This window comes from Flavobacterium sp. JAS, assembly GCF_020991455.1.
Classification (GTDB): Bacteria; Bacteroidota; Bacteroidia; order Flavobacteriales; family Flavobacteriaceae; genus Flavobacterium.
Window position 1 is genome coordinate 166150 of record NZ_JAJMOX010000002.1, and the last position, 18497, is coordinate 184646.

General features: G+C 35.0%; 9 protein-coding genes. 6 read left to right on the top strand and 3 right to left on the bottom strand.

Annotated elements, in window-relative coordinates; genetic code table 11:
- Positions 1-80: 80 nt before the first annotated feature.
- Both LPB88_RS02965 and LPB88_RS02970 read left to right on the top strand, forming a co-directional pair.
- Positions 81-3416: a SusC/RagA family TonB-linked outer membrane protein gene (locus LPB88_RS02965; RefSeq protein WP_230712304.1), complete on the top strand. Its 3336-nt coding sequence runs from the start codon at positions 81-83 to the stop codon at positions 3414-3416.
- A gap of 31 nt (positions 3417-3447) precedes the next feature.
- A complete protein-coding gene (locus tag LPB88_RS02970) occupies positions 3448-5013 on the top strand; it encodes a SusD/RagB family nutrient-binding outer membrane lipoprotein (protein ID WP_230712305.1) in 1566 nt (521 codons plus the stop codon).
- A 581-nt stretch (positions 5014-5594) separates the two neighbouring features.
- On the opposite strand, the gene LPB88_RS02975 is transcribed toward LPB88_RS02970, so the two are convergent.
- The 3 genes from LPB88_RS02975 to LPB88_RS02985 all read right to left on the bottom strand — a co-directional run bounded on the left by LPB88_RS02975 (position 5595) and on the right by LPB88_RS02985 (position 9794).
- Entirely contained in the window at positions 5595-6563 is a 969-nt protein-coding gene (locus LPB88_RS02975) for a M20/M25/M40 family metallo-hydrolase (protein WP_230712306.1), read from the bottom strand.
- 25 nt (positions 6564-6588) lie between these two features.
- Complete coding sequence (locus tag LPB88_RS02980; RefSeq protein ID WP_230712307.1) at positions 6589-7920, bottom strand: alpha-L-fucosidase; 1332 nt, start codon at positions 7918-7920, stop codon at positions 6589-6591.
- A 200-nt stretch (positions 7921-8120) separates the two neighbouring features.
- Positions 8121-9794, bottom strand: coding sequence for a PNGase F N-terminal domain-containing protein (locus tag LPB88_RS02985; RefSeq protein WP_230712308.1), 1674 nt, complete (start codon positions 9792-9794; stop codon positions 8121-8123).
- Between the two features lie 387 nt (positions 9795-10181).
- On the opposite strand from LPB88_RS02985, the gene LPB88_RS02990 reads away from it, so the two are divergent.
- From LPB88_RS02990 to LPB88_RS03005, 4 genes are all read left to right on the top strand, one after another.
- Positions 10182-10922 (top strand): GntR family transcriptional regulator, encoded by a 741-nt coding sequence (locus LPB88_RS02990; RefSeq protein ID WP_230712309.1) that lies wholly within the window; start codon positions 10182-10184, stop codon positions 10920-10922.
- Positions 10923-10925: 3 nt separating this feature from the next.
- Entirely contained in the window at positions 10926-13592 is a 2667-nt protein-coding gene (locus LPB88_RS02995; RefSeq protein ID WP_230712310.1) for an ROK family protein, read from the top strand.
- Between the two features lie 101 nt (positions 13593-13693).
- Positions 13694-15100: a sugar porter family MFS transporter gene (locus LPB88_RS03000; protein ID WP_230712311.1), complete on the top strand. Its 1407-nt coding sequence runs from the start codon at positions 13694-13696 to the stop codon at positions 15098-15100.
- A gap of 3 nt (positions 15101-15103) precedes the next feature.
- Positions 15104-18448, top strand: a complete 3345-nt coding sequence (locus tag LPB88_RS03005; RefSeq protein ID WP_230712312.1) for a glycoside hydrolase — start codon at positions 15104-15106, stop codon at positions 18446-18448.
- Positions 18449-18497: the final 49 nt, after the last annotated feature.

The window sequence follows — 18497 nt, forward strand, 5'->3', positions numbered from 1 at the left end:
AAGGTTTTAGTATTCATTTTTTTAAGAAATCAAACCTTTTATTTAAACAAATTACAAACCAAACCAAACCAATATTAATTATGAGAAAGCTGTTATATGAATCGCTGTTAGTTTTTCTAACAGTATTGTGCTTCCAAGGTGTGAATGCGCAAGAAAAAACAATCTCCGGAGTAATTACAGATAATGCAAATATGCCTGTTCCATCTGTTATTGTTAAAGAAAAAGGAACAAAACAAGAAACTGCTACAGATGAAAATGGAGCATTTACGATTTCGGTGAGAGAAGGAGCTACCCTTGTCGTAAGTTCGATAGGGTTTAAAACAACAGAACTGAAAGCTGTTGATGGAATGAAAGTAAAATTAGCAAGTGCTACTAACGAACTTGATGGTGTTACAGTTACTGCTTTGGGACAATCTAAAAAGAACAAATCAATTGGGTACGCTACAAGTATAATCAAATCAGATGCATTAGTCAAAACGGCTTCGCCTACTATTGCTAATGGTTTGTACGGTAAAGCACCGGGTGTACGTATTTCTTCTACTCCAGGTGGAGCCGGAGCAATCAATATCCAGATTCGTGGTATAAACTCGATAACGGGTAGAAATCAGCCGCTTATTATTTTGGATGGTGTGCCTATTCGTGATGGAGAGGTTAACAATAATGATTATTGGAACCAACAACGTGTAAAAAATAATGGTTTAGCTGATATTAACCCTGAAGATATTGAGAATATTTCGATTCTTAAAGGAGCTTCTGCTGCTGCATTATATGGTTCTGAGGCTGTAAATGGAGTTGTATTGATTACTTCTAAATCTGGTAGAGGAAAAAAAGGTTTAGGTATTGATTTTAGTACGAGTTACTCAGGAAATCAAATTGCATACTTGCCAAGATTTCAGTACGAAAGAGGACCGGGTTGGACAAATGCTAATTATTCAACAGGATATTTAGCTCCAGACGGTTTTGCTCATTATGATGTAGATGGTGATGGTACTAATGAAACCAGAGGAGTTTCAAATAGTGGTAATAACTTTGGTCCTTGGTTTGACGGTAAGCCTGTTATGACTTGGGATGGAGTAATTCGTCCGTATTCTGCTCAAAGAGATGGATACAAAAATATGTTCCAAAATTCATGGGACTCGACAACAAACTTTGCGCTTACAAATAGTACTGAAAACAGTAGTATTCGTTTTTCTTACACACGTATTGAATCAGAAGCATTAAGTATGGGTAACAATAACAAAAAGAATAATTTTAACGTAAATGCCTCATTCAAAACAGGTAAGTTGAAAACAGATGTTATTGTGAGTTATATGAATCAAAATTTACAAAACCGTACTTTTGCTATGGATCGTTTGGTAAATAACTTTACTGGTATGCTTAGCCCATTTGATAATGGTGATTGGTACAAAGCTAAATACAAAACTAGTTTAGGATACAAATACGTTATTGGTAAAGATACTCAAAGCTTAACTCCTGGTGAAAATATTTACCGTAATGGTTTCAGATCAGATATTGCTGATTATTTTTGGAACACAGGTGCTAAACAGCAAGACGAGATTACAAACCGTTTAATAGCAAGTGTTACTGAAACGCTTTCGATCACCAAAGATTTAACATTACGTGGTCGTGTTTCGACTGATTTAACTGCAGTAAATATTGAAAATAAAAATCCGGTAGAAGTACCTTTGATTTATGAATTTGGGAACGAGGGAGATCGTTCAGGTTCTTTTATGATGGAGGGGCAGGATTATAATATTCTTTATGGTGATTTATTAGCGACTTACAACAAAAAAATCAATGAGGATTTCGGCGTAAATGCTGTTCTTGGTTATTCTGGTACAAAAGAAACTTATAGAACATTATCTCGTTCTACTAGAGGTGGTTTAAGTGTTGAAGGATGGTACGATATGAAATCGTCTATAGGTATAGCGACTAGTGACTCAAAAAGAGAAGAGACTATAAAAGATGCTGTTTTTGGAACTTTAAGTGGTAGCTTCAGAAATTATTTGTTCGTTGAAGGAACTATCAGAAGAGACCGTACTTCTACAATGAACCCAAATAATAATGCCTTTACTTATCCGTCAGTAAATTCAAGTTTTGTATTATCAGATGCGGTAAAATTGCCAGAGTTTATCAGTTATGCAAAAATGCGTGGTTCTTGGGGTATCGTGGGTAACTATCCGGATCGTTACAGAGCAAATGTGGCATTCATACAAAACACATTGGGAACTCAGGGAACTTCAAATCCAGTGTTGATTACAAATTCTCAAGACAAGTATGGAAATGAAGGAATCAAGCCTGAAATGAAAAATGAATACGAGCTTGGTTTCGAAACTAAATTCTTCGACAGAAGATTAGGATTAGATTTTTCTTATTATAACGCAAAAGTTAAAGATCAAATTCTTGATTTGACCTTGGCACCAACTACAGGAGCAAGTCAAATATTAGCTAACGTGGGAGAATTGAGTAATAAAGGATTTGAAGTTGCTTTGACAGGTTCTCCTTTTAGAACAGAGAATTTTTCTTGGGATGTAACTTTAAACTGGGCAAAAAACATCAACAAAATTGTAAAATTGGCTAACGGTGCAAGTGAATTATTGCATGCTGACTATGATGGATCTGCTGCTCAATTAAAATCTGTAGTAGGTGATCCAATGGGAGGCATTTATGCGCACCCTGTTAAAACTGATGCTAGTGGTAAGGATATGGTTGACTCTGATGGATTCTTAATGCTTGATGGAGATAAATGGGTAAAATACGGAAGTGCTATGCCTAAAGGTGTGGGAGGTTTATTGAATTCATTTACATATAAAAGTTTCACATTAGATGTAAATATCGATTATTCTTATGGAGGTTATTTGATGCCAACAGGGATTAACTGGATGAAAGCAAGAGGATTGACAGAAGAAACATTGAATTATAGTACAAATGAGCGTGGTGGTTTAACGTATTACATGGAAAATGGTAAAGGAGTTCAGGTTCCTAATACTGCAACTGCCGGACCAGGAGGCCAAACATTATACCGCGATGGTATGTTAATGAACGGTGTAACTGCAGATGGCGCGCCAAATACAAATGTGATTTCTCAGGCAGGTTATTATAACATGACTTACAACTGGGGAGGTCCTCAATACAGCAGCTCACGTTATGAATTGTATATTCAGAAAAATGACTATGTTAAATTGAGAGAGGTATCTCTTGCGTTTAATGTGCCAGCGGCATATGCCAGTAAATTAGGAGCTACTAAATTGAGTTTGTCTTTCTTCGGTCGTAATTTGTTTTATATCTACAGAACAATTAAAGATATGGATGCTGAGGCAACAACTTCAGGATCCAGATGGGATAAAAACGTAAACAATGCTGGATTAGCTCCATCAACAAGAAGTTACGGAGTAATGTTGAGAGCATCTTTCTAATTGGATAAATTATAATTAAAAAACAGACAACATGAGAAAATTATTATATATATCATTTGCGACGGCAGCAATTTTTTTAGGCTCTTGTTCAGAGAGTGATTTTGCAGATGCATATAGAGATCCAGAAACAGTAACAACTACAACTGTACCTAAACAGTTTGCTGGTTTCATGAAAATTAACTTTGAGGATGTAATCCCATCGTATTGGAATTATTTTACCGTAATAAGAACGACTTCTTTAAGTTATACTCAGGCTCATGGGTTTGTCAATTCGGCAGGTCGTTATGTTGTCGGAGAAGCTGGAAAAGACAGATGGAACAGGTATTACAAATTTATTGCCCAATATAGAGAGTTGGAAAAAGTGATGGCTACTTTATCTCCTGCTGACCAGGCAGCGAATAGAATCTACACAATCACTTCAACGATTTATTTGTATGATCATACGGCAAAAATGATTGATAACTTTGGAGATATTCCTTTCTCTGAAGCAGGTAAAATTAGTTTCACAGGTGGTAATTATGGAGAAGCAGCAGCTAAGTATGATAATCAAACAGAGCTTTACATTAAAATGTTAGACGATTTGAAAGCTTTTTCTACTGAATTGAATTCAATTACTTTGGCTACCGGAGTAGAAACAGTATTTAAAAATCAAGACCTGATTAATAAAGGAAACCTGGAAAGTTGGAAGAACTATTGTAATTCTTTGCGTTTAAAATTATTGAACAGAGTTTCTGCAGTTTCTACTTTTTCAGCAAGAGCCAATACAGAAATGGCAGAAATCATTGCCGGAGGAAAAATTGTAGATGAAAATTCAGAGAATATTGCATTCAGAGTATATACTCAGGATGTTGATTTAGATACTTCAGGTTTCTTTGATGCTTTAGAATCAGGAAACAACAACATTGCTCCAAAACCAATGATTGATCACATGAATGCCAATAGTGATCCACGTGAACCTTGGTTGTTTGAAAAAGGAGCAAGTGCAACAGCTTATGTGGGACTTGATCCGGCACTGTCTTCTGGAGTTCAGGATCAACTAATTGCTGATACTGAAATAGCAATTTATAATAGATCTGTAATTAGTAAAAACAAATGGTTGCCAGGAACATTGATAAATGCTGCCGAAGTAAACCTAATTCTTGCAGAGTACTATTCAAGAAATGGAAGTGCTGCTACAGCAAAAGTATATTTCGAGAAAGCAATCAGACAATCTATTGAATATTATGTAAGATTAGGAGATAAAGCTGATGTTTTAACATGGAAACCAACTACAGAGCCAACAACTGCTGAAATTGAGGCTTATATCCTTAAAATTAACTTTGCCGGAGCTGTAACAGCTGCTGATCAATTGAAGTTAATTGCTTTCCAAAAGTATATTCACTATAATGTAATGCAGGCTGATGAAACGTGGGCCGAACAAAGAAGATTAAAACTTCCAGCATTTAATTTCATGGATGATGAGACAAGCTCTATTAGAAAGACTCCACCAACACGTTGGACATATCCAAATTCAGAAAGAGTTTATAATACCGATAATTACAATGCGGTGAAGGATAAAGACGACCTGGGTACTAAAATTTTCTGGGACGTAAAATAATTTCATTTTTAAGTTAAATTTTGGTTAGTAATGAGAAAACCCCAAAGTCAATGTATAGTTGGCGATGGGGTTTTCTTTATAATAAATGGACGTGCTAGTTATTTATGCAATGAAGAGTTGAAATGTGCCGTTAGGTACTAAATATTGATAGAAATTTCATTTTTAATATTTTGTTAGTAAGGAGAAAACCTTAAAGTCGATATATAATTGACGATGGGGTTTTCTTTATAATAAATGGATGTGCTAGTTATTTATGCAATGAAGAATTGAAATGTGCCTTTAGGCACTAAATATCGGTAGTCATATCGGTTCGAAATTCGTTGGCGTGCCATAGGTACGTAACAAAATGATAACTATTGCGTACCTACGGCACGCTAAATTTATTCTAAATCATGTTTTCTACCAATATTTAGTGCCTAACGGCACAAATTGCTTTCAACTCTTGATTGGTATTATTTGTTATATAGTATAAAAAAATCGGCAAGCTTGCAGTTAATTTTACCGCAGTCTGCCGATTTTTATTTTAAAAGAGATTTTCAATAATTGCTCAAAACAGCTATTAGAAATAATCTTAAAGTATTTTAGTTTTGCTTGATAAAAGTTAAGGACTGATCATAGTTAGCAATAGAGGTTAAAGCATTGTAAATATATCGACAAACCATAACAGCTCCTTCACTGTTAATCAAAGACGTATCGTCTTCAGGTGTATGGTATTGAGGATGTCCGCCAGTGTGTAATCCTATAACCGAAATGTCGTTTTTGTAAAATGTAACATGATCAGAACCACCAACATCTCCAGCAAAAACAAGTGGATTTAGCCCGCTGCCTTCGCCTAATTTTTTCATCAGCTCAACTCCTCCCGGAAAAGTACCGGCACCACCCATATACAGTTCTTTTTTATCATTTAATCTTCCTACCATATCCATGTTGATCATTACTTTAACAGCATTTTTATCTACAGGCAGGTGACTGACAAAATATTTTGAACCCAATAAACCTTCTTCTTCACCGCTGAAAGAAATAAAAATAATGCTTCTTTTAGGAGCAATTTTATGATGATGAAGTTCTTCCAAAATAGACAAAAGAGCCGAAACCCCCGAGGCATTATCATCAGCTCCGTTATGAATTGCAATGGTGTATTTTTCCTTGCTGCCAGAACCTTTTCCGCCCCATCCCCAATGGTCATAATGTGCTCCAATTACAATGAATTCTTTTTTTAGATTTTCATCAGAACCCTCTATGTAACCTACAACGTTTTGAGTCGATACACTGTCCGATTTCATTTTGTTGATATCCGGTTTTATAAATATTTTAAAGGGCTGATAATAATTGTTGTTAAATTTTTTCAACCCGAATTTTTTAAAATATTTTTTGATGTAAGCTGCTGCTTCGTTATTTCCTTTTGTTCCTGCAAGACGGCCTTCTAATTTATCGGATGCTAAATAAGTATCGTGTTTAAGGAATTTTTCGGCTGAAAATGTCGATTGCGCGTTTCCTTGTTCACAAGTAATAAAAGCAACAAAAGAGAGGAAAAGAATTTTATGAAACATATTATAGATAATTAATTTATGATATTTACTGTATTTGCATTTCAATTATAGTATCGATTGAATCTAATTTGATGCCATCCAAATACACAAAAGTTCCTTCGGGTTGTTGTTTGAATTTTAGTTCTTTTTTGCTGTCCATCAAATAGCATTTTTTGATTTTTTGTTTCATCTCAGGGATAAAAATATAATTGTTCTCTTTTGGTGTTTTGATGATGTGTGCAAACCAGGTTTTGTCTTTAGCAGTAAATACCCCCCAATTTTGCTGCGGCATTACATTCCCTCTTGTCCCGTAAATGCTGTTTCCGTTTTGATCCATCCAAGTCCCCATTTCTTTCAAAGTTTGAACAAATTCCGGTTGGATTGATCCGTTAGCCATTGGACCAACATTCAAAAGGAAATTAGCATTCAAACTAGCCGCATTAATCATGTAATGAAGCAAATCTTTGGTCGATTTGTAATTTCTGTCATTGATATTAAATCCCCATGAATTGTTCATCGTTTCGCAGGTTTCCAAAGGCAATTGAGAAACAGATTGACCTCCAAATCCAGAAGTATTTCCACCGGGTAAATCTTTTTCAAAAGCTTGAAAATCTTCGCCTTGAATAGGTGTCAGATGATGATTGTTTGAAATCAGGCAATTGGGTTGAAGTGAGTGAATCAATTTGTAAATTTCATCGTAATGCCAATTTACTTTTGATGTCAATGTTTTATCAGTATCGTTGTCCAATTGATCCCAATGTCCGTCAAACCAAATTCCTCCAATTTCTCCGTAATTGGTCAGCAATTCGGTTAATTGTCCTTTCATAAAACGAATATAGCTGTCCCAATCGCTTTTTTGTGTTCTGCCTGTTCCTTTTCCTGTTTTCCCTGTCTCGTATTGATAATCGGTTCTTGTCCAGTCTAAAAGGGAATAATAGCAGAATAATTTGATTCCTTCTTTATGACATTCATCTGCCAATTCTTTTAATAAATCTCTTTTAAAATGTGTATTTGTAATTTTCCAATCGGATAATTTGGTGTCAAAATTGCTAAAACCATCGTGGTGACGCGTGGTAAAAGTGATGTATTTCATTCCGGCAGCTTTCGCAATTCCAACCCATTTCTTGGCATCAAAATCTTGCGGATTAAATACATTAATCAATCTTCCGTATTCGGTTACTTTAATGTTTTGGTTGTTCATAATCCATTCGCCATTACCAAGAACACTATAAGGCCCAAAGTGAATGAACATCCCAAATTTGTCATCTTGAAACTCTTTTCTGTTTTTTAGATTTCCTTCAGTAGGGGTGTAGGTTTGCGCTATTATTGCTGTGTAGCTCATCGCGAAAAACAGCAGGAAAAGTGTGGTTTTTTTCATGTTTTTTTAAGTTAGGTGGTTTGATAGTAAAGTTTTAATAGTGAAAATCAAAACTAAATAAGGATTTAGAATAATGACAATATATTTAGTAAAAGCCATAATTCATTTGCACTTAAATAGTTTACGTTTTTTTTAATTTTTAAATATATAAAGACTTCCGTTTAATCAATAAGTCGATATTATCTAAGTTTAACTATCAATTACCTTTCTCCAATCAAAAATCCTGAAACATTCCACGCACTGCTGCTGGTTCCTTCTGGTTTTCCAAGAGGAATTGCTACACGAATGGTATGTTTTCCAGACGAAAGATTTCCTAAATCAATAAGATTTGGATTGGTCGTTGTTCCCGGACACCAGTTAGAACGACTTAAATCTGATGAGGATAATCCATTGCCAAAATTCCCCGATGCAGGATTACTCAATCGGTATGAACCGCAATCAGTGCGCCACGGTGTGAATCCAAAAACTTCTTTTCCGTCAATAAAAATGGTATTCTTTTTTTGTAAAAATTCATCGCCGTTTTTCCAGCCTCCGTGTCCGGTTGTAGTGTAACTCAATTTGAAATTTTTATAACCTTCGGGTACTTCAAAAGTCATTTCCAGACCTTTTTCGTTATCAAACATGGTTGCGTATTCCTGTCCGGCCATTTCCATAACATTGACCGTATTGAAAAGAGGTAGAATAAAATCGCCTTTCGGATTGTTATCTTCACCTTCGTGAATCGAAATATTCAAACTGGCCTTATGTCCACCCGCATCATAATTACCAATAAACATTCCTATATATACTTCTTGATTACTTAGTTTAGGCTGTAGTAATGAAATGTCCTGACGGTAGAAAACACTATCCTGCCAAACCTTATTTTTTAGTTGTAAATAGTTGAAATGCTTCACGCCAAAAGGAGTGAAAAAGCGCATCATTTCCAGCAAAGGAGTATATTCGTTGGTTGCCACAACACCTTGGTATTTTTTACCATTTCCGTTTTCATAAACAGGTAACTTTTGAACTCCATTTTTTAATCCGTCCAGAAAAGAAGTTTTTTTATCAGTTGGAATCATAAAAACCGAACCCGTTCTATCGTAAGCATCACCATTGGATTGTTGGGTAACATCGACATAAATACCACTTCCTTTTTTTATTTCAGGAAATTTTACTTTTCGCACAATTATAGTTCCGCTGGCAAATCTGAAAATGCTATCATTTGATTTTGCATCGCCTGCAAAATGAATTTGTTCTTTATTGAAAACTGAGATATTCACAAAACGACTTTTCCATAAACGATCTTTATAAGTCAATTGATCAACTTCAGGAACTTTTGGTAATGCTAAAATTGTCGGGATTGTTTTTAAAATCTCAACTTTTGTAGCTGTTAAAGCGCTGTTCCCGTTACGAATCGTTTCTAAAACTAAACCTAAGTCTTGTCCCAAAACACTTGGTCCGCCTTTGATTCCTAATTCATTGGTGTACCAAATTTCTATTTTATTTGAGTTTACGATCGTTATTGCTTTTTTGCAGGTGAAATTCAGGATTTTTTTGGTTTCATCGGTGAATTCAATTTTTTGTTTTCCTAAAGCCTCAGCATCGTGAGTGAGAATCGATTTGTTTGCCTTTAAGTTGGCCAATTGCGAAATGGTTTTAGAATTAAAATCAACAAAAGTCTGCTCGAAGGGAAAATCTGCTTTTTGCTGCATGATTTTATCCGTTGTGATCAAACTCAAATCCTTAGAAGCATATAAAAATAAAGGATCCTGGTTCGGGATTACTTTTCCGTTAGAACTTCTTTGGTAGGTAACTTTAATGGCTTTAGGTGTCATTTGAGCAAAAGACAAAGAGATTATACAAAAGGTAAAGAATGTAAATAAGGTTTTTTTCATGTTGTGGTATTTTTTGGTTGATCAGCACTTCGGTTGTAATCTTGACAATGCTGACAAGTAGTTAGTTAGGTAAACTAAAAATTAGAGGTTAATTTACTAAATCGATTTTGTAAAAAACAAATATAGCTAATTAACACTGAATTTGAAAGTCTCAGAAAGTAACAAATTAAGATTTTTTTTTGAAAGACAACAGGAACATACTAAAGTTTTTTAGTGGATAAAACATCTTTTTTTTGCTTCATTGTCTGATAATCAGTCAATTTGCTATATCGTTTTAGTAAGAAATATTATCAACTAAAAATGTTTAGTAATCAGTATGTTACATTTTTTTTTGAAATAATTTTGTTCGTAAAAAAAAACGATTACATTTGTCATATGTATGAACATATGAACAAAATACCGTTATTAGATCACGACAGTAAAATTCCCTTGCACAAACAAGTAGAGGAATTATTACGTGAACTAATCAAACATCCTGATTTTAAAAGCGGGGAGTTATTTCCAAAAGAAGTTGATTTGGCCAAGCGTTGGGGAATTTCCCGTAACACATTGCGTCAGGCGATTGCCATTTTGGTAAACGAAAAATTATTAGTTCGAAAGAAAGGTTCCGGAACAAGAGTTTCTCAAAGTAGAATCACAACCAATCTGAACAATTGGATGAGTTTTACTCACGAAATGGAAGATATGGGATTGGAATTTAAAAATCTTTCGCTAAACGTAGAAATGGTTCAGGCCAGCGCTAAAATAGCCAAGCATTTGCAAATTAATGAAGGAGATCAAGTGCTGCTTTTACAACGTACACGAAGTATTGACGATAGTCCGATGGTGTATTTTGAATCTTATTTTCATCCGCGAATAGGTCTTTCTATCGATGAAAATTTTGAGGCTCCTTTATACGAAATCCTGGGTAATAAGTACAATGTAGTTCCGGTGTATTCTCAGGAAGAACTTAAAGCCATTGCTGCGAGTAAACGTATTGCTGGTCTTTTGAAAATCGAAAAAGACCAACCTGTTCTGGAAAGAAAGAGGGTAGTTCTTGATACGGCAAGAAAACCAATTGAGTACAACATTTGTTATTACAGAAATGACTGGTTTACGTACACAATAGAGATAAAACGCACCATTTAAAAAATGAAAAAAATAGGAATTGATGTAGGCGGAAGTCATGTTACGGTAAGTGTTATAGAAAATAATAATATCGAAAGACAACCGCAGTTAATGTTAAGAAAAGAAATCAATTCTGAAGAAAAACCGACCGTTATTGTTGCGGCAATTGCGAGTTGTATAAACGAAATTTTAAACAGCGGCGATATTGTTGATGCCGTGGGAATTGCTTTTCCGGGACCTTTTAATTATGAGAAAGGAGTTAGCCAAATCTTGAATGTTGGCGGAAAGTTTGAAACTACTTTTGGTCTGCATATCCAACAAGCACTGAAAAATTCTACAGGTTTGAATAACGTTCCTTTTGTTTTTGCTAATGATGCAGATTGCTTTGCAGAAGGCGCCTATTTTCGTCACAAATTAAATAGCAAGAGAACCGTTTTCCTGACTTTAGGAACCGGATTTGGATCGGCTTTTATGGTAGATGGCGATTTGGTTAAAAGTCATTTGGATATTCCGGAAACGGATGTTTTTTACAATCAGCCTTTTTTAGACACAATTGCCGATGAGTGTTTTTCGACCCGTTGGCTCTTAGCAGAATACAAACGTATTTCAGGGAAAAGTATCCAATCAGTAAAAGCAATCGCTGATTTAAACAACGAGATATCGAGAGCAGTTTTTATCAATTTTGGAACTAATATGGGAACATTTCTTTTTCCCTGGTTAGAAAAATTTGGTTGTGAAGAACTGGTAATCGGAGGAAATATTTCAAGAGCCAAAGCTTTATTTATGCCCCCTTTAACAGAGAAATTAAATGCATTAAAAACAAAATTAAATATTGTTTTCTGTGATAATGCTGAACAAAGTATTTTGAAAGGAGCAACAATTATTGCAGGAAAAAAACACAAATTACAAATGGAGAAAACAATTGAATCTAAAAGAAAAACCACACAACCTTTATTGCCGGTAAATGCAGTTGTAAAAGCCAATGCAGAATATAATGTTTTCCCGTCTTTAAAGACTAATTCTGAAATTTTCGTTGGATTTAAATCTTTGGGAAATGCTATTGCAAAACAAAAAACGGTAATTATAGATGGCTTTGGCGGTGTTCTTTGGGAAAATTTTAGAAATCATTTGAATTTGGTTTTAACCGAGAAAAAACTGAATGTGCTTTGGTATGATATCGATTCTTGTTTGAAATCATCTTTAGAAATTGAAGCAATGATTAAACCAAATCTAAACGGAGATGATCCGGTTTTTGGTAAAAGATATTTGGGTGAACTTTCTGATTTTTTCGATACGGATAAATTGAATTTATTACAACCGGACACTACTGCTGATATTTGTATTGTTTATGGGACAGGAGCATCTCTAGCCAATTGGACAGGAAAATTGATTTATGTAGATGTTCCAAAAAATGAAATTCAATACAGAATGAGAGCGGGTTCGACCAAAAATATTGGTTGTACTGATCCTTTGGTATATTCGCAGATTTATAAAAGAATGTATTTTATCGAATGGCCGGTTCTAAATGCACACAAAGAACTTTTGTTGCCAAAAATAGATTTTATTGTAGATGAACAGCGTATAGATGAAATTACCTGGATGCAGGGAAGTGATTTTAGAAGCGCATTAGATTTGATGCTAGAAAGTCCGTTGCGTGCCCGTCCTTGGTTTGAAGCCGGGGTTTGGGGTGGTCAATGGATGAAGGAACATATCAATGATTTGAATCAGGACGAAGTTAATTATGCCTGGTCTTTTGAATTAATTACACCTGAGAACGGAATTGTCTTGGAAGGAAATAATCACTTATTAGAAGTTTCTTTTGATTATTTAATGTTTCAGGACAACAAGAAAGTATTAGGAAAAGCGGCTAATCGTTTCGGAAATGATTTTCCAATTCGTTTTGACTATTTGGATACTTTCGATGGAGGAAATCTTTCTGTGCAATGTCATCCGCGTCCGGAGTATATCAAAGAAAATTTTGGTGAAAAATTTACTCAGGATGAAACCTATTATATTTTAGATTGTGCTGATGATGCCGATGTTTATTTAGGATTTACAGAAGACATCAATCCAGAAGAATTTAAAAATGCTTTGATCGAATCTCAAGAGAAATCAGAAGCCATAGATATTGAAAAATATGTGTTAAAACACAAAGCTAAAAAACATGATTTATTCCTGATTCCAAACGGAACCATTCATGCATCAGGAATCAATAATATGGTTTTAGAAATAAGCAGTACACCTTATATTTTTACTTTCAAAATGTACGATTGGGTTCGCCCGGGATTAGATGGAAAACCACGTCCGATCAATGTAGAACACGGATTCAAGAATGTTCATTTTGACAGAAAAGGAGAAAGAATTGTAGAAGAATTCATTTCAAAACAAACCGTTGTGAAAGAATTTGAAAACGGTAGAAAAGTAAGTTTACCCACGCATGAAGATCATTTTTATGCCGTTGATCGTTACGAATTTACAGGCGAGATCGAAATTGAAACCCTCGGGCAATGTCATATTTGTATGTTAGTTGAAGGTGATATTGCACAAGTAGCCGCAGGGCAAAATAGTCAAAAGTTCAAATATGCTGAAACTTTTGTAATTCCGGCAAATATTCCCAAATACAAAATCAATCACAAAATCAATAAAAAAGCATTTGTTGTGGTTTCGTATGTAAAAGATAGCTGGTGTTAAAACCATAAAAGCAACAAATTAAATGAACCACCCATGTTGCCTTTAACCTTGTGCAAACCCCAATATAGATTTGCATGTACTATTAAAAACTAAAAACTATTATGAAAAGAAAAGGAACAAAATATTTTATATTTCTCATAACGCTTATAGCAGCGTTGGGAGGTTTTTTATTCGGTTTTGATATGGCCGTTGTAAGCGGAATTATCGAACCATTAAAATTACAATACGGATTATCAGCTGCACAGGAAGGATTATTTGTTTCTTGTGCTTTATTAGGTTGTATTGTTGGTGTTGGTTTTTCAGGTTATCTCAGTGATAAAATCGGAAGAAAAAAAGTATTGGCAATCTCGGCTGTATTATTTTTAATAAGTGCCATAGGTTTTGCATTTTCTGAGGCCTATCCTGTATTGATTTTATTTCGTGTTTTGGCAGGTATGGGCGTTGGTGTGGCTTCAAATGTGTCACCGCTTTATATCTCAGAAGTTGCTCCTTCGCATAAGCGCGGACAATTAGTAGTGTTTTATCAACTTGCCATTACCATAGGTATTTTAGCGGCTTATATCAGTAATTTATTTTTACAAAGATATGCTTCCTCACATGCAGGAGAAGGAAATGGATTGATACATTGGTTGTTTGTCGAAAATGTTTGGCGTGGGATGTTTCTCGTAGGTGTTATTCCGGCAGCGGGATTCTGTTTGTTATTAATGATAGTTCCAGAGAGTCCGCGTTGGTTGGTACAATACGGAAAAAATGAAGAAGCTTTAGGTATTCTTACCAAAATAAACGGAGAAGATGCAGCAAGATTAGAGCTGGATTCTATTAAAGAAATGGCCAGTCAAAAATCGGGTGGTTATAAAGAATTATTGCGTTTGCCACTGCGTAAATTATTGACATTGGCCATGGTACTTACTGCTTTGTCGCAATTTAGCGGTATTAATGGTGTTATTTTTTATGGCCCAACTATTTTAAAATCGGCAGGTATTGTTACTAGTGATGCATTGTTTTATCAGGTAATATTAGGGTCGGCAAATATGCTTTTTACCTTTATAGCAATCTTTAAAGTTGATAGTTGGGGGCGTAGACCTTTGTATTTAATAGGTTCCTTGTGTGCCGCTTTTGCATTGGCATTGACAGGCTTTTGCTTCCTGATGAATATAACAGGCTGGTTCATGTTATTTAGCATCATTTTATTTCTTTTATTTTTTGCCTTTTCACTTGGCCCATTAAAATTTGTAATCTCAACAGAAATATTCCCAACACATATTAGAGGAACAGCTTTGTCAATGTGTATCATGACGATGTGGGTTTCTGATTGGGTTGTGAACTTGTTGTTTCCCATCTTGAGAGACGGATTAGGAATTGCAGCTACCTTCTTTATTTTCTCTTTCTTTTGTATCCTTTCTTTTGGATATGCTAAAAAGAAATTGTTTGAAACTAAAGGAAAAAGTTTAGAAGAAATCGAAAGAGCCTGGAATTTGGATCTAAAGTCAAACCCCGGTAAATTATAGAATATGAATTTAATAAAACGAAACATCAAACAGTTATCCTTAGTCTTTTTGCTGATCTTGTTAACACAATCAAGTTTTGCTCAAAAGGAAGTTCCTTATTTTGGAAAAATCAATTGGATTAATGGTTTTGCAAAAGAAATTACGGGTGAAAATATTACGTATAATTCGGCTTTTCAGGATTATGCGACGGTGGCACTTCTAACCAGAAATACAGACGGAAATAAGACAATAGAGTGGGAAACATCTCTTGTTCCTAATAAAATAAAAGGGGATTATGTTTATTTCAGTTGGGTGGCAGGACATTCTACCGGATCAAGCAGTGGCGATCGAAATTACGATTTGTACGTTGACGGAAAAAAGATTCTGGCTTTTACAACGTTACCTAAAAATCAAAATCCAAACTGGATCTTCAAAGCAGATGACGGATCAGCATTAGCATTTCAACAAATTAAGCTTGATGGTGCAAATGATTCACAAGGGTATGCTTTTTTGCGTCTTCCGGTGAGTAAAGTAAAATCAGGACAGGCAATTCGAATCAAAATCGTTGGTCAAAAACAAAACAGTAATGATTGGTTTATGACTTTCAAATTTGCATTTGAAGAAAATGTAAAAGTTGTTCCGATGCCTTTTCTTCTAAAAAATGGAACGCAGCCTATTGTTGTTACTGTTTTACATTTTGGAAAAGACGAACCGGTAAAAGTAAAAATCAATGGTAAACAAGAATATAGTTATATCGCCAAAGACGGAATGAACAGTTTTGATGTTCCAATTGCGGCAGTTAATAAAGAAGAAAAAATTAAAGTTGAAGCAAGTGTAAACAATAAAATTTTTGTTGATGATTATTTTGTTGTAAAACCGGTTGTCTATAGAGAACTTCACTTATTGCATCATTCTCATACTGATATTGGATATTCTGATTTACAGCCTGAGATTCTGAAAATTCACAATAAAAATATTGATGATGCTCTTGCCATGATTGAAAAAACAAAATCATATCCCGAAGAAGCAAAATTCAAATGGAATATTGAGTCTATTTGGGCAGTTGAAAATTATCTAAAAGTAGCTTCTCCAACGCAAAAAGAGAAGTTTGTTGTAGCTGTAAAAAATGGAGATATTTTTCTTTCGGCTTTGTATGTAAATATGCTTACAGGAATGAGTCAGGCCGAAGAAATGTTTCATTACACAGATTATGCAGCCAAACTGCGCAAGGAATTTGGTTTTAAGATTAATAGTGCCATGATTTCAGATGTGCCTGGTTTTGCGTGGTCTACGGTAACGGCACTTTCAAAAGGAGGCGTAAAATATTTCTCAATTGGTTCTAATTTTATGGGACTAGACCATCCTTACAGAGGAGACAGAGCAGGGCATTTTCTGAAAAATTGGGGAGACAAACCAGTTTGGTGGACATCACCTTCAGGAGAGGAAAAAATCTTATTTTGGGCTGGAGCCAAAGGGTATTCGTCATGGCATGGAATGCAAGCGGGCAACATTTATGAAAGAGGACCAAAAAAGATTGCAGATTATTTAAACGAATTAACGGAGAATAATTATCCATATGACATGGTACAATGGCGTTTTAACATTGTGGCGGACAATGGCCCGATTGAACCTAATAGTTCTGATTTTGTAAAAAACTGGAATGAAAAATATGCTTCTCCAAAACTGATTCTCAATACTACAGAGAAAATGTTTGAAGCTTTTGAGAAAAAATATGGCGATAAAATCCCAACTGTAAAAGGAGATTTGACTCCGTATTGGGAAGATGGCGCACTTTCGACTGCTAAAGAAGAAGGGCAAAACAGAGTAAATAGTTTGCGTCTGCAACAATTGACTACGCTTTACACGATGTTGAATCCTAAAGAGTACAACGAACAAAATTTCTACGAGGCTTGGAGAAATATCATCATGTTTCACGAACATACCTGGGGAGCGCACAATAGCATTACAGCTCCTGATGCTCCTTTTGTAACAGAACAATGGCGTATTAAAAGACAATTTATGCTCGATGCAGATACTCAGATTAATGCATTAGAGAAAGATTTGTTTGAAAAGATGAGCAATTCTCAATCTAAAAAAATAGCTGTTTTTAATACTTCTTCCTGGAAAAGAACCGGACTAGTGACTTTTCAAACAAATCTTGAGGGAAAGTCAATTAAAGATGCAAGCGGGAATATTTTGCCTTTGCAAAAATTGAGTAACGGAAAGTATGCATTTATAGCAAAAGAAGTTCCTGCTTTTGGAACTGCTATTTATGAAATAACAAACAAAGTGGCGCCAGTTTTGACAAGCAAATTTGTTTTGGGTGAAAATTCTTTATCAAACGGAAAAATTGAATTTAGCTGGGACAAAAACAATGGAAGTATCACGAATCTGAAAGCTATTTCGGATTTTAATTACGCTGGAGATTTTAAGAAACAAGGGCTAAACAGTTATTGGTACGTACCGGGATTAAATCCTGAAGAAGTACAAACCAATGGAAACGTTGGGGTTAAAATTATCGAAAAAGGCCCGGTTATGACAACAGTTTCGATTACTTCTGATGCGCCTGGAGCCAATAAATTAGAGCGTATTCTTTCGCTTTACAACGGAAGTGATGAAGTATTAATTCAGAATGTTTTAGATAAAAAAGCCATTAGAACAAAAGAAGGTGTTCATTTTGGATATCCATTTAGTGCACAATTTACCAAAACGACTCTTGATGCGGGTTATGGCTCGATGGAATTTTTGAAAGACCAATTGGCAGGATCAAATATGGATTATTTGTACGGAAGAAGATGGGTTGATGTTTCTGCCGGAGACAAAGGAATTCAGTGGATGTTATTGGAATCACCTTTGGTTGAACCAAACAGTCTCATCGATGAGCGAAAAGAAGTTGTACCGAACCATAAAGAATGGAAAAAATCAGAGAAACCAACGGCGACCTGGTTCAGTTATGCGATGAACAATTATTGGCATACCAATTATAAAGCGGATCAGGAAGGAATTGTAAATTTCAAATACGCACTTCGTCCACATGCTCGAGTAAATGATGTTGATATGGAAAAAGCAGCAGCCGAGTTTACACAACCTTTGATTGGAATGACTATTAATGAAGATGTAAAATTGCCTTCAAATCTTTTTGAATTGACCAATTCTAAAATTGTGGTCACAAGTTTGACACCAAATGAAGATGGGACAATATTGATGCGTTTATTCAATCCGGAGAAATCTGTAGAACAAACTAAATTTATTTGGAAATCTTTAATTCCACAATCTATTATTGACGTATCAACAGGCGATAAAAAATCAAATTCATCTGAAATCAATATGGTTGGAAGTGGAGTTTCGGAGTTTTTATTGAAAATGTAAAAATTGATTAAAACAGAAAAAATTAATCTTAAACAGCATAAACAGCTAT